Source organism: Haliea sp., from assembly GCF_040221975.1.
Lineage (GTDB): Bacteria > Pseudomonadota > Gammaproteobacteria > Pseudomonadales > Halieaceae > Haliea.
The window spans coordinates 11,890-25,380 of sequence record NZ_JAVJWR010000027.1; the positions used below are offsets into that span (position 1 = coordinate 11,890).

The window sequence follows — 13,491 nt, forward strand, 5'->3', positions numbered from 1 at the left end:
CGGCCCTGCTCAATCACTTGCGCCGCTACCGCGAAGGGACGAGCCGCAGCCGGGGCGCGGCGTCACCTGCCGTCGCCTGAATCGGGTACAGCTCGCCGGCCAGCCACGCCGGGAACTGGTCGTCGTAGTGTTCGCTAAGGGGGTGACCCGACTGCCCGCCGGGTATGACCGACAGCACTTCGGGCCCTGCCTTCATTTCCGCCACTGTGCGCACCGTGGCCCCCATGCGTACGCGGAAAGGCTCGGTATAGCGGTAGGCGGCGCGTCCCACGGTGGCCGGCGAGCCGCCCCAGGGCCGGGCCGGCGCGTCGAGCAGCCGGGACAGGCGCGGCTCTGCCCGGCTCAACTCGTGCGACAGCCCAACCGATTGCAGGGCATCCAGGCGCCACCGGGTTTGATCTTCACCCAGCTGTGACGCCAGTGTCGCAGAGGCCGAAGCCAGGGCCTCGCGAACCACCGTCGCTTTCTCGCCCGGCCACCATTGAGTGTGGCGGTCCGTCAGGAGCAAGGTGTCGAGGGCGTGATTGAGCATATAGGATTCACCCATAAGTTCCCGATACAGCGTATCGCCCAACGGTTCCTGAAATAGCGCCCCGGCCAGTTCCACATACCACTGCTGGAACAGCAGCGCCGCGGCGCTGTCCGGGGCGGCTTTCGGCTGCTTGAGCCAGTCGCGGAGCAGCGCGGCCTCTGGCGCACCGCCGCCCTGATCGAGCAACTCAAGCAGGGTGGGGAGCAGATATTCGGCCTGGGAGTCGTGCCAGTCGAGTTGCAGGGCCTGCATGTCCGCGAGGGTGAAGGCATCGCCGGCGCCCAGCACGTCCTGCAGCCGCTGGATGCGGTAGGGAGAGGCATTGTCCGCCGATATCAGTGGCCACCTGCCGGGCGGGTTGACTCGGGCGTTGGCGGCGGCGATAAACCCCGCCGCCGGGTTGAGCAGCCGCGGCATGTCGCGGTTTGCCACCATGCCCTGCCAGCGGTTTTCCGGCAGGTCGCCGCGCACCGGGTAGAGGCCGTTGCCGTGACCGCGCTGTGGCAGCAGGCCCGCGGTGCGGAATCCGATGTTGCCCGCGATATCGGCGTAGGTGGCGTTGAGGGAGGGGCCGGGAAAGTCGTCGGCGGCCGCATTGAAAGCCTCCCAGTCGCGAGCCAGGCTGAGTTCCAGCATGGCGCCCAGGCTGCGGCCCTGCAGGCTCTGGGTGGTCCAGCGCAGCGACAGGGGTGGCTCGTCGCTGATCAGCGGGCCGTTGCGGGTGTGCACGATGGTGACCGTGGCGGGCTCGCTACGGCCCCGAACAGGAATCGATATGGTTTCTTCACGGGCCCGATACCACGCGTCGCCGTCGCGGAACAGCAGCGGGTCCTCCGGCGAAGGTATTTCCAGGAACAGGTCCTGGCTGTCGCCGATATTGGTGAAGCCCCAGGCGATGGCTTCGTTGAAACCGTTGATGACCCCGGGGAGGCCGGGCAGGGACCAGCCGCGAAGCTGCCTGCCCTTGCCGAAGAACAGGTGGACCTCGTAGAACAGGTTGGGCAGCCCGAGCGTGTCGTGAGAATCAAAGGCGTGCAGCGCATGGCCGCTGGCGCTTTTGTCCGGCGCCACCACCCAGCCGTTGCTGCCAAAGGCGCCGCGGGGCATCAGCGGATTGCGGTCGGGGTTGAGCAGCGCCAGCCGTTGCAGTGCATCTCCCGCTGCGCCTGACGGCGGCGGGGCGATCGCCGTCCTGTCCGTGGACGGTGAGTCCTCGCGGCCGATCACATAGGGAAAATCAGCGCGGTCGGAATAATCTTCCGTGAACAGCGCAAAGCGCTTGCTACCGACCCGGTCACGCAATGACAGGCGCAGTAGTTCGCGCTCCAGGTTGTTGCCCGATTGGAAGGCGATCAATGCGCCAACAGCGAAGACATCCCGCGCCTCCCAGTGACGGGCTCCCTGGCGCAACAGCAGGAACTCGGGTGGCAGTAACGGGTAAGCGTCAATGGCGGCGTTGATCCCCGCCACATAGCTGTTTACCCACTGCCGCAGACGTGCGCCGGCATTGATCTCCAGCCGTTGTGCCAGCGCAGGTACGCCCACGCGCCACAGCTCGCGATCGGTGGCGAGCAGGTCTTCGCCGAGCATTTCGGCGAGCCGGCCGCGCCCCGCGCGACGCAACAGTTCCATCTGCCACAGGCGATGAGTGCCGTGAAGATAGCCTTCTGCCGCCAGGGCGTCGCGCAGCGTGGACGCGGTGACGTAGGGACGCGCCCACTCGTCGAAACGCAGCGCCACCGGTTCGTTCAGCGCGGCGATGACCAGCTCGCCGCGCTCACCGGGCAGCGAGGCTCGCAGCGCAACATATATTGCGGCAAGTGCCAGGGCGGCCAGCAGAGCGAGCACCGAGATGATACGGAACAGTTTCATGTGGCCTCCTGTGGGCGTGATAGCGGTGGCTTACTGTCTGAGCACTGGCCAGCGCTCAAGCTCTCCGTGATCGTCATAAGCGAACAGGTCACCAAACTGCAGAAGTACCGCCTCGCTCTGTGTAGGACGAAAAAAAACGAAGTCATCCGGCTGGATCGAACAGTCTCGGGGCACGGTCATGAGCTGCTGATTGGAACTCAATCCGTAGAGGGCGTGCGTGGCCATACCCTCGGGGTATTCCGGTGTGGCCAGCCAGCGGCCGCCGTACAGGAACAGGCTGCGGCCGCGGCGCGCGTGAAAGCGTGCCATCAGACGACTCAGCGCGGTGAAATAGGGCAGGCTTACCCGGTCCAGGACCTTTAGCACCGGTGCGGCAATAAAGCACGCCGGCTGGTGGTCGGAAATCGTGGGAATGTCAAAATCTGTGGGTAACAGCAGGCAGGAACCGAGGCTGATGTCGTTGAGCGGGGAATCATCGCCGTGCAACTGGTAGGTGGGGCTGCCGCCGCCATTAAGCGTCAGCTCAGCCGCGCGCTCCGCGGGTGTGAGCACGCCAAGAAATGCCCGGTAGCGGTCGTTGGCCCGTCGCAGCGCGCCTTGCGGATGGTGCAGTGGCGATGGCGCCCTGGCAACATGGGCGTCGTAGCCCATCAGGCCGCTGAATTCGAGGTGCTCCGGGTGTTCGCCGATGCGGTCGAGCAGAGCGCGGAGCATGGCCGGCTCGTCCAGGCCGCCACGCTGCATACCGATGTTGATCTCTATATTAATACGCAGCGTCAGTCCCAGCTCGCTAGCCAGTGCCAGGTAGCCGGTCAGGCGCCGCTCATCGTCAATCAGCCATTGCAGTTGCCTGGCGGGTTGAAATTCCGCATCGTCCGGCAGGTCGCGGTAGAAGGCGCGAACCGCCGCGACCGGCAAAGGCTTGCCGAGAAGCAGGTCAGCCTCGGGAAACAGGGCGCATATCTGTTGCAGGAATGGACGGTGAAACACCATGAACGCGCGCGTGTCCAATGCTCTGGCGGCGCGACGCAGTAGCGGTGCGCTGGGTAGCGATTTGACCACCAGCCGTGGCCGCCTGCCGCCGAGGCGGGCGCGTACTGTCGCCAGGTTCCGGTCCAGTCGCGCGCAGTCCACCAGCAGTCGTGGCTGTCCGTCAGCATCCCGCTGCAGGCGGCGGGAAAGCTCGCTGAAATACGAGGCATGGACATTGGGGTCCGCGTGATGGGCATCCATGGCGCAGCTCTCGGGTAGTGGCGCCGCTGACGGCGACCGTGGGGTCATAACCATTTTAGTTGTACAGATGTGCAAAACACTACCGGAAACCAGGGGTGGCGGCAAGTTGGGGTGCGGGCTGTCGCTATGCCAACTGTCGTTAGTCAGCGGTCGGGCAGGTTTATAATCCAGGCAAACTGTCGGTGCAGCTGCTCGGCCAGTGTGCCCGACTCGATCAGCGCAGGGTTGCTCACGGATTCGTACTCCAGTCGCTGCAGAGTCCCCAACAGCATCTGGCCGTCGAGTGCGGGCTGTCGGCTGCCGAGTTGTTCGCAGAGCGTCTGGAAGCGCTCGGCCAGATCGGCGCGATAGCGGTGGGCCAGTTCGCGAAGACGGGGATTAATGTTGGTGTCGTAGAGCGCGGTCATCTCCAACACCAGGCCTTCCGGGTACTCGCGTGACTGGTGGCTAACATAACGCACCGCGATATCGGTGAGCCGCCTGCAGAGGGACTCACGCCTGTCGCGGCGCCGCAGATCACCACGCTGTGACGGTGCAAGGCTCGCCCAAACCTCCTGCCACGTGGATTCGATTGCCGGCCTGCCGCGTTCGGTGACATGTTCGAAGGCTTGCAGCAGCAGGTCATCAAGGCCACGGAAATAGTAGTTGACCAGGGAAAAGTTGATGCCGGCTTCGGCGGCAACGGCGCGGTGCGTGATCGAGCGGTGACCTCCGCGGGCGATGACCCTCAGGGTGGCTTCCAGAATCAGCTGCCGGGCCTGCTCACCGCGGGAGTGCTTTGGTCGCGTTGCGCGTTGTTGCCGCTTCCGGGCGGCGGCGGGAGATGTCACTGTTTCACCTGTTGTCGGTTGCCGTAGAGCTGGAACGCCAGTATATACCTTCCGGCGCCATGGGTGGACTCTCCGGTGGTTGCGCGCACTGCGCCCATGGCCGCGTAATTGTACAGTTGTGCAAACATATCGTGGGAGGTACATTGTGGGCGTGCTTATAACACGATGCCCGGATCTGGCGGACGATACGTATGCAAGCAGATACACTGGATGGCAGGTTGCCGGAGGCGGCGGGGTGGCAGCGCTGGAAACTGGCGACAGTACTCATGGTCACGGTCTTCATCGCCTATTACGACCGGCTCAATATCAGCTTGGCGCTGCCCCTGATTGCCGAGCAGTACGGCTGGGGCCTTGAGCAGAAACAGTTCTACGGGTCCCTGTTGATGGGGCTCTTTTTCGGTGCCTACGGCATTGCGAACATTTTCCTCACGCCGTGGGGTGCGCGCGTGGGTCCGCGCGCCAGCCTGCTGCTGATTATCTGTCTCTGGTCGCTGTTTACCGCGCTCGGCGCCCTGGCCAGCCAGTGGCTGGCGGTGTTTTTGGCCTCGCGGGTGCTACTTGGGCTGGCGGAGGGTATTCACTTTCCGATGATGAGCCAGCTCACCAAGCACTGGTTTCCCCCGCACGAGCGCAGTCGCGCCAATGGTCTGTGGATTGCCGGCCTGTTCCTGGCGATACTCAGCGCGCCCCTGCTGCTGGTGCCACTGATGCATCATCTTGGCTGGCGGGCGGGCTTCGTCCTGCTCTCGTTAGCCGGTTTGGTGATCAGCCTGCCGCTGGTTTGGCGCTATGTGCACAACTGGCCGGCCGATCACCCACGTATTCAGGGCGCGGAGCGGGGATATATCGAGGTGGGGCTGATGGGGGAAGCCTCGGCGGCAGCGCAGCCCCTGGGCAGCGTGGCCCGCCAGCCGGTTTTCCTGCTGATGGTGCTGGTGGGCATTCTCAACAACGTGCTGTCGCTGGGGATCAGCTCCTGGCTGCCGACCTACCTCGCTTCCCGCGAGGGAGTGGCTTATCAGGACCTGGCCTACCTGGCGGCATTGCCCTATTCCTTTTCTCTCCTCGGCCTGGCGTTCTGGTCATGGTTAGGCGACCGGAGCGGGCGCCGGGGCAGAAACGCGATGTTCGGTTTTGTCTGTGCGGGAGGGATGATTTTTGCGGCTTTTGAAACCGCCTCCGTCTACCTGGCCGTGGGTCTGTTCAGCCTGGGGGTTTTCTTCGTCGCCTCGTTCAACGCCTGCGAGTTCGCCATGGTGCAGCGTATCCTGCCCCAGCCGGTCATCGCCAGCGGCACCGGTTTGTATAACGGCCTCACGACCATGGTCGGTGGCGGTTTGGGGACTGCGGTGATGGGACAGGTAATGGCCGGACAGCCGGGCGCCGCGGAACTTGCGTTCCTGTTGACGCTATTTCTGGTGACTGCCGTGTCGGTGGGCGTGCTGGGGCGCCTGTGTCGGTACTGACCGGATGGCTTCCGCGGAGACTGCAAAATCTTATCCGGACGTCGGGATCTGTTCCCCTGGGGACTGCTGTCCCACCGGGGTGGAAGGCAATGACTAGTGTGGAGGTGGATCTTATGGAATTGACGAGCGAGCAACGTAACATTCTTGATGGTGGCCAGGGGGCAGAGTTGGCCGATTGCATGAAGACCCTGGTGCGCATGGGTGAGGCGTTTGGCGCACCACGGCTGGTGCCGATAAAGAGCGCCCATCTCACCGGCAGTTTTAAGATAACCTCTTTTAAAGGGTACTACGAACTATTGCAGCGTATCGTTGATGCGGGGTTGAAAGTCAGTGTGCCCACCACCCTCAATCCGCATCCTGGCTACGAGTATGCGCCGCAGAATCGCTTGCTCTTTCGCGGTCAGAAAAAGCACGAAAGCCTGTTGGAAACGCTCGGGGTTACACCCAATTACTCCTGCGTCTGTTACGAGTACCACAACAAGCCCGATTTTGGTGACATCCTGGCATGGGCGGAATCCTCCGCGGTGATCTACGCCAACTCAGTGATTGGTGCGCGCACCAATCGTCACGCCCTGTTCGCGGATATCTGTCAGGCAATCCTGGGGTTGACGCCAGAATTCGGTTACCTGCTGGACGAAAATCGGCGAGGTCGTGTGCGTGTAAAACTTGATGTTGAGAACATGGATGCACCGGCACTGGGTTTCTTGTTGGGTCGTAAGTGCATGGACCGAACGCCATTGATCGACCATTATCCGTTTGACGTCGCCGAACTGAAGAACATGGGTGGGGCCATGGCGGCCAGCGGCGGAGTCACCATGTTTCACGTGCTAGGGCTCACTCCCGAAGCGCCCGATGAAGAGACGGTGCTGGGCGGCAAGGAGGCCGAGGAGTCAATCACGATCACTCAGCGCGATCTCGATGAGTTGAGAGCAGATCATGGTGTGCAAAAAAGCACTGCCATGGTCGCAATAGGCTGTCCGCAGATGACCCTGAAGGAAGTTACAGAAGTCGCGGGCTATTTCGTTGGTAAACGGGTGAAGAAGAAAACCATGCTACATGCAATGCCCGCAGCACTGCGCGAGTTTGAGAAGACGGACCTTTTCGACGAGGTTCTGAAATCCGGTGCCGAAATTTATGAGCATTGTCCGCTATCAGGTCTTTCCCTGCGCATAGGTATCGGACAACAGCGGGTGCTCACTCCTTCAGGCAAGCTTCATTATTACCTGGAGGGCACCGAGTACGGTGATCTCAATGATGTACTGCAAGTGTGTGGGGTGGTGGACTGACATGCGTGAATTCAAGGCAAGAAGAGTGACAGGTGGTTGTGCCAATGGCCCTGCCCTGAAAACCAGCCAAGCAATAAATTTTACCGGCGCCATGTGCAAGCCTGCAAACCTGGTCCCTGGTCGGAAGGCGGAGATCCGCGATAACCACCATGAACTATTTGGCAAGAATGTAAAAGGGAAAGTGCTGTTGTTTCCCTCGGCCGTGGGCTCCACGCACACTGGGCTGGTGATACTGGACCTGGTCAGCCGGGGGCAGGGGCCTGTCGCAATGATAGTGCAGCAGGCCGACTCGCTGCTGGTCTCGGGTATCGTGCTGTCAGAGGTGTGGTACGGCCCCGGTATCCCGCTGTTGGAATGCGATGACCCTGCGCTTTTTGACGCCGTCAGTGATGGCGAAATGGTGGAAGTCGACGGCGATGCTGAAATTATTCGTCTCGCCTGAAGGTGCATGGCATTTTTGGTGACAGTTTACTTATCCCAGCGGGCACCGCACTCTATCTCGACGCAGACACAAGTAAACGGCCATCTTGTTTCGGGAGCTGGCAAACCTGTATGCATGCCACGTTATGGCGGTGGATCGCAGTCACAGCACTGCTGTTCGCGGCAGTGGGTGTGCCGCTGCCGATCATACCCACGGTGCCTTTCCTGCTGCTGGCAGCCTGGGCCGCTTCCCGTGGCTGGCCTGAACTCGAGGAATGGCTGCTTAACCACCCCGAGTACGGCCCGCACATCACGGCCTGGCGGGAAGATGGCGCGATCTCGCGACGCGCCAAGTGGCTGGCCACGGCGATGCTCGGCGGCAGCACCACGGTTCTTTGGGTATCCGCTGCGCCAACGCTGCTGGCCGCCGGGATTACCACCGGTTTCGTCGCGGTACTCACCTGGTTGTGGTGGCGGCCTGAGCTATGACCCGCAGCTTAGCCTGAAAACAGCCGCTTCGCCTGTCGGCGAAGCAGCCAAGACCGCTTTGTCCTATCTGCAGTCGTTACATTTAAGTGAGCTAGAAGGCCCGCTATCGAACAGAATCGCGTCCAACAGTGTCGAAAAATTTTACTACGAAATCGCTTTTCAATGATTCAAGCAGCTAGTCACTAATGGCCTGAAGGTCTAATTTATTGTTTTAAAACGTTTTTTGTTAATGGAAAGTGACACTGGCATCCCTTGTGCATGCTCTTGAGTAAATCCAAATTACACAGTTGTAGCACCCTGAGGAGGGATACAGATCATGATTTATAGAGCAATTAGTGCTGTTTTAAGTGCGGCCATCGCTACGGGAGTTGCGCACGCCTCGCCGCTTTATTTCGAAGGATTCGAGACCGACACGGGCGACTGGGTAGGCGCGAGCCGTGTTGCTTCCGGCACCGGCGGCATCGCTTCAGCGAGCGGAGGGTTCCACGCCCGATCAGCAGCAACCGGTGACCCGAACACCCCGTTTCACTACTTTGGTGACGGCTCTTACGGTACCAGATCGTTCACTAGCCCATTTACGGCTGCTATTGATTTTTATCTTGACGTGGGCGGTAGTTGGTCTAACGACACGCGGTTCGACTACACGGTGGCGCTCAAGAAGCCCGACGAGGGTTTCTTGCGCGACTTCGTCTTCAATGTCGGCTTCTACGATTCTGATGATGCAGACGGTCCAGGCGCCAACACCGACCGTTTCATAATTTCAGCGAGCAACAACTCTGGTAGAGCCAATACATACCCGAAGAATCCCGGGAAGAGTCCGGTGGCTATCGATACCACTGGTTGGTATACGTTCCAGCACTCCTTCTTTGACAATGGAGGCACGTTAGGCGCGGATCTATCAATCCTCGATGCCGGTGGCTCACTGGTTAACAGTTGGTCTATTGGCACCGATCCGATAGGTGACTTCGGCGGAGAGGGATATGGCTGGATTGCCCAAAACGAGTTCGCCGGTCTCGCCTTTGACAATAGCAGACTGTCGCTCACAGCCGACGAGGCTTCCGTCCCAGTGCCCGGCACTTTGACGCTCATTGGTCTTGGCCTTGCAGGGCTTGGCTGGACGCGTCGGAGAAAAGTTTAAACATCACGCCTGATCTATGGCCCGCCTAGTGCGGGCTTTTTTATATGCTTCTGCCGCGCTATGAGGAGCGAAGTAAGCCAGTCAGAGGCTATCTCACGCCAAAACTAGCAATAGCCCTCAGCGGACTGCTGTTGAATTTTCCGAAAGCGCTAATGTCTCTGATGTGGTGTCAGCAGACCCTCAGTCGGTTGTTGTCCGATGTCCGCTTGTGGCCGAAGGTCGCGGTCGGTTATGGATTCGAAAATCCATTCCCAATGTGGCAGCTGCGTCCTGTTTTGAGACAAACGGGATTGACTGGCCAGAAGCCTCCTGGCGCAATGCATTGCGGACTTCTACTGTTCAGGGAACCGTTGCGAAATTTAACGGTTATGGAAATCCGCTATTATCGACACAGCACCTGGAGTCGATCGGCTTCGCATCGAATCTCTTTTTGAAACTTTAACCCGGCATTGTTGCAAAGCTTATACATTATTTGAGCAACCGTCCCACTGCCGGAATCGCTTAATGATTTTTTTGCCAGTGGAAGCACGGCCCCGCAGCTCATATCAGCTTCGCTTTTGCCGGCTTCAACCGCCTCCATCCGTATTTGTCCTGCATACATCTGTTGCACAATACCCGCGTCAAACCATATATCACCGCTATTCGGTAAAGAATCATCATTTCCGCAGCCGGCTATAGCTGCGATTACGATCGCTGGTATCACATAAACGAATATATTGACGTGTAAATACTTCATATCGTGGCCACTCCATTGCTGAATCACGCACTCTCTGCGAATCTTGATTGCACTGGTCAAGTAGTCTCAGGTCGACGTGTGAATACAGTATAGTCAGCGGAATTCGAGGTTTCCATGAAGAGCCTCTAGTCACGATATTGGCGGGAAGCGTCTCCGCGGACACGCTTCCCGCACTTGGGAGTGCCGACCTATAATGGATTAGCCGTGGGGTCTGGAGCCGTTCGTTGAAGTGGGGTAGAACCCTTTACGTCATTTCACTTCGATATGGAAATACGCCGGATCGCGGTCGCGAATCAGCTGGATCTGACTGAAATAGGAACGTGATTCCCCTTCCTTCAAGCCCCTGCCTGTTGTATCTGGTGATATATCATTATCTGCAAGCCTGGCCATCCCAATCTGAATGCCCAGGGAGTCGAACAGGTAGATGACGACGTCCGGTGTAATCCTGCGCTCACCATCGTTCTGGAGAATGACAAAGTACTCGAACTTTTTATCTGTCTCGGTACCTGTCTGTGTGAATCTGATGTTCTTCACGTAACCCTGGCCGACAGGCACGGTAGTGTCGAACACCAAGGGATTGAGGTCGGGAATCCGGTTTTGTACCAGGCTCGCCTTTTCTTCCTGCAAGGTCAGCACCTCCTGCTCCAGGGCGCTGACTCTGGATCGTAGATCGTCCGCGGGTGCCCCCACTACCGGATCTGGAATATGGCGACTGAAAAACTGCTGCTTTGTCGCGGATAGTTTGTATGCAGTCACCATCCAGCCAATGCCGGTCACCATCAGCATTGCCCCAAGTACCAGGGAGACCAGCATGTACTTGATCGCCCTTTGATGATTGCGGCTATATCGTCGACGAGGCTGATTTTCCACTAAGAGTTCCTGGTCCAGTTGGTCCATTATTATGGGGCGATGATTTGGGCCAAACCCTCACTTCGGGGATTGCGCATTCATAATTCACCACGCCAACGATTGTCGGCCCATCATATTTAAACTGCTACCGTCGGCGCAAATCTAATAATGCTTATCTGCCCGGATAGGGACAATGCGGGTTGTCTCCGTTTCTGGCCGGAATGCCTGTGTACAACAAGCGGTTTATTCCCGCTACACTGCTTTGTTCCAGCACGTAGCGAGGTAGATTCATGCGACAGGCGATTGCCGGCTATAACCAGGATGAGCATCACGACTGGGTGGCGGAACTCGCCTGCGGTCACTACCAGCATGTGCGTCATCAGCCACCCCTTGCCGAGCGCCCCTGGGTGCAGACGGCGGAGGGGCGGGCGTCCATGCTGGGCACCGCGCTGGTCTGCAAGAAGTGCGAACTGGGTGCGCCCGCGGATGAGCCGAAGGTGCCCAAGGTGGTTGTGGAGTCCAACCGCGAGCGCACCCTGCGCTTGATCCAGGCCATTGCCCGCGGCGACGCAGATCATATCGCTGACGCCTATGCCGACGATGGCAAGCTGCATACCATGGGCAACACCCTGATCTCCGGTGTCTACGACAGGTCACAGATTCGCCAGTTTGCCGGTAGCGTGCTGGACGCCTTCCCCAAGGGGCTGCGCTACACGGTCCACGCGGTCACCGCCGAGGGCAACCGGGTCGCAGTGGAGGCCACAGGCAGGGGGTGTCACGTGTCCGGCAGGGACTACGTCAACCGCTACCATTTCCTGTTCACCTGGCGCGACGGCAAGCTGCTCGAGCTCAAGGAATACATGGACACCGAGGCGGTGACCGAGGTGCTGTGCGGTGGGGTGCGGCCCTCGGCATTTTCCAGTTAAATAACGTCCAGGCAGCCGCAGACGAGGTATCCGGATCAAGGTATCTGCCAAAGGACGTACCCTGATAAAATAGCGGGCCAATTCTCCCAAGGTCTCCCACCATGTCGCTGGCAGATACCCTCCGCCTGCTCCTGCTTTCCTCGCTGTGGGGATTCTCCTTTATCTTCATGCGCGTGGCGGCGCCAGAGTTCGGTGCGGTCAGTCTGATTCTGTTGCGCATGGCGCTGGGGGCGCTATTGCTGGTTCCGCTGCTGCTCAAGCGTGAATACCTGCGCCTGCTGTGTCAGAACCTGGGGCCCCTGTTTGTGCTGGGCCTGACCACCGCGGCGCTGCCCTATACCCTGCTGGCTCTGGCAACCATGCGGCTGGAAGCTGGCTTTACCTCGCTTATCAATGCGGCCACGCCCATAGCGACGGCCCTGATCGGCGCGGTGTTCTTCGCCACGCCGATCCTGCGCCAGCAGGTCCTCGGGCTTACCCTGGCCTTGATCGGGGTGGCGGTGCTGTCCGGGGGGCGACTGGATTTCAGCACCGGTGGCGATGGCTGGTTTATCCTGTCCGCATTGGGCGCCACCTTGTGCTACGGCTTTGGTGGCAACTATTCCCGCACCCGCCTCTCCCACCTGCCGAGCCGGGTGCTGGCTGCCGGCAGTTGTGCGGTAGCGGCGCTGGTGTTGACGATCCCCGGCCTGCTGCTCTGGCCGGAAGCGCCGGTCAGTGACGTTGCCTGGGGTTCGGCACTGGGCCTGGCGGCCCTGAGCACCGCCGCGGCGCTGCTGCTGTACTTCAAGGTGCTGGCCAGCGCTGGCGCCACCGCGGCTTCCACCGTGACCATGCTGGTGCCGGTCAGTGCCCTGGCCTGGGGCGTGGTGTTGCTGGGCGAAACCATCAGCCTGCAGGTACTTGTGGGCATGGTGGTCACCCTGCTGGGCACCGGGATTGCGACCGGGGCGGTGCGGCTGCGGCGCAAGCGTACATTACCTCTCCAGTAGCACAACTGTGCTACTCTTGCTGGTCAAGCATTCAGTTGGAGCGCCAAGCCGATGTCGACAACAACCGTTCGACTCCCCGATGACCTCAAGGAGCGCCTTGCCCTGGTTGCTGAGCGGGCCGGGACAACCTCACATGCGCTGATTCTGGATGCCATTGCCGAGCGTCTGGCCGCTGAAGAGCAGCGTAATGAAATGCACGATACTGCGGAACAGCGCTACGCGGAAATCCTCGCCTCTGGCAAAACGATACCCTGGTCCAGCATGCGCGATTATCTGGAAGACCGGCTGGCGGGAAAGAAATCGACCCCGCCATTGGCACGCAAGCTTTCCCGTTGACGTTTGATCAATGACAAGAATCGAGCTTGCACCTCAGGTCGGCGAAGATCTGGAGCGCATTTTTGCCCATCTTGTCGAGCACGAGGCTGCGGACACAGCCGCGCGTATCACCGCGATTAACCGGGCAATTACCGTACTGGAGGATAATCCGCTGCTCGGTCGCCCGACTGGCGATGACTTGCGCGAGCTGGTGATTGGCCGGCGAAGTCAGGGTTACATTGCCCTGTACCGTTACGTGTCCGCTATCGATGTCGTTTTTGTGTTGGCGGTACGCAGTCAGCGAGAGGCAGGCTACCTGGCGCCCTAATGACTGCCGTGGAAGCGGAGTCTTGGTGGGAGCCCAGTCTCTGGGCGATAAATCGCCCGCGAACAAGCTGAATGGCCGC

14 protein-coding genes are annotated in these 13,491 nt (G+C 60.1%); 9 read left to right on the forward strand and 5 right to left on the reverse strand.

Features of this window, described 5'->3' with window-relative positions; translation table 11 throughout:
• Positions 1 to 25: 25 nt before the first annotated feature.
• From RLO07_RS10835 to RLO07_RS10845, 3 genes are all read right to left on the reverse strand, one after another.
• Positions 26 to 2,404 (reverse strand): penicillin acylase family protein, encoded by a 2,379-nt coding sequence (locus RLO07_RS10835; RefSeq protein WP_462292159.1) that lies wholly within the window; start codon positions 2,402 to 2,404, stop codon positions 26 to 28.
• Positions 2,405 to 2,434: 30 nt separating this feature from the next.
• Positions 2,435 to 3,637 carry an alanine racemase gene (locus RLO07_RS10840; RefSeq protein WP_462292160.1) on the reverse strand — a complete coding sequence of 401 codons (1,203 nt, stop codon included), beginning with the start codon at positions 3,635 to 3,637 and terminating at the stop codon, positions 2,435 to 2,437.
• Between the two features lie 143 nt (positions 3,638 to 3,780).
• Entirely contained in the window at positions 3,781 to 4,467 is a 687-nt protein-coding gene (locus tag RLO07_RS10845) for a TetR/AcrR family transcriptional regulator (protein ID WP_462292161.1), read from the reverse strand.
• A 191-nt stretch (positions 4,468 to 4,658) separates the two neighbouring features.
• Between RLO07_RS10845 and RLO07_RS10850 the strand changes: the two genes are divergently transcribed.
• The 5 genes from RLO07_RS10850 to RLO07_RS10870 all read left to right on the forward strand — a co-directional run bounded on the left by RLO07_RS10850 (position 4,659) and on the right by RLO07_RS10870 (position 9,266).
• Positions 4,659 to 5,933 (forward strand): MFS transporter, encoded by a 1,275-nt coding sequence (locus tag RLO07_RS10850; RefSeq protein WP_462292162.1) that lies wholly within the window; start codon positions 4,659 to 4,661, stop codon positions 5,931 to 5,933.
• A 113-nt stretch (positions 5,934 to 6,046) separates the two neighbouring features.
• Positions 6,047 to 7,219 (forward strand): aconitase X catalytic domain-containing protein, encoded by a 1,173-nt coding sequence (locus RLO07_RS10855; protein ID WP_462292163.1) that lies wholly within the window; start codon positions 6,047 to 6,049, stop codon positions 7,217 to 7,219.
• A gap of 1 nt (position 7,220) precedes the next feature.
• On the forward strand, positions 7,221 to 7,661 hold the full coding sequence (locus RLO07_RS10860) for an aconitase X swivel domain-containing protein (protein WP_462292164.1): 441 nt from the start codon (positions 7,221 to 7,223) through the stop codon (positions 7,659 to 7,661).
• A 110-nt stretch (positions 7,662 to 7,771) separates the two neighbouring features.
• Complete coding sequence (locus RLO07_RS10865; RefSeq protein WP_462292165.1) at positions 7,772 to 8,128, forward strand: YbaN family protein; 357 nt, start codon at positions 7,772 to 7,774, stop codon at positions 8,126 to 8,128.
• A 316-nt stretch (positions 8,129 to 8,444) separates the two neighbouring features.
• Positions 8,445 to 9,266 (forward strand): PEP-CTERM sorting domain-containing protein, encoded by an 822-nt coding sequence (locus RLO07_RS10870; RefSeq protein ID WP_462292166.1) that lies wholly within the window; start codon positions 8,445 to 8,447, stop codon positions 9,264 to 9,266.
• A gap of 382 nt (positions 9,267 to 9,648) precedes the next feature.
• Here RLO07_RS10870 and RLO07_RS10875 read toward each other — a convergent pair whose 3' ends face one another.
• Both RLO07_RS10875 and RLO07_RS10880 read right to left on the reverse strand, forming a co-directional pair.
• Positions 9,649 to 10,002 carry a hypothetical protein gene (locus tag RLO07_RS10875; RefSeq protein ID WP_462292167.1) on the reverse strand — a complete coding sequence of 118 codons (354 nt, stop codon included), beginning with the start codon at positions 10,000 to 10,002 and terminating at the stop codon, positions 9,649 to 9,651.
• Positions 10,003 to 10,251: 249 nt separating this feature from the next.
• Positions 10,252 to 10,815, reverse strand: coding sequence for a hypothetical protein (locus RLO07_RS10880; protein ID WP_462292168.1), 564 nt, complete (start codon positions 10,813 to 10,815; stop codon positions 10,252 to 10,254).
• A gap of 326 nt (positions 10,816 to 11,141) precedes the next feature.
• Here RLO07_RS10880 and RLO07_RS10885 point away from each other — a divergent pair, with 326 nt between their 5' ends.
• The 4 genes from RLO07_RS10885 to RLO07_RS10900 all read left to right on the forward strand — a co-directional run bounded on the left by RLO07_RS10885 (position 11,142) and on the right by RLO07_RS10900 (position 13,412).
• Positions 11,142 to 11,777: a DUF3565 domain-containing protein gene (locus RLO07_RS10885; protein ID WP_462292169.1), complete on the forward strand. Its 636-nt coding sequence runs from the start codon at positions 11,142 to 11,144 to the stop codon at positions 11,775 to 11,777.
• Positions 11,778 to 11,878: 101 nt separating this feature from the next.
• Positions 11,879 to 12,769, forward strand: a complete 891-nt coding sequence (locus RLO07_RS10890; protein WP_462292170.1) for a DMT family transporter — start codon at positions 11,879 to 11,881, stop codon at positions 12,767 to 12,769.
• A 51-nt stretch (positions 12,770 to 12,820) separates the two neighbouring features.
• Positions 12,821 to 13,105, forward strand: a complete 285-nt coding sequence (locus RLO07_RS10895; protein ID WP_462292171.1) for a CopG family ribbon-helix-helix protein — start codon at positions 12,821 to 12,823, stop codon at positions 13,103 to 13,105.
• Between the two features lie 10 nt (positions 13,106 to 13,115).
• The gene (locus RLO07_RS10900; protein WP_462292172.1) at positions 13,116 to 13,412 is read left to right on the forward strand and encodes a type II toxin-antitoxin system RelE/ParE family toxin; all 297 of its coding nucleotides are present in this window, start codon (positions 13,116 to 13,118) and stop codon (positions 13,410 to 13,412) included.
• Positions 13,413 to 13,491: the final 79 nt, after the last annotated feature.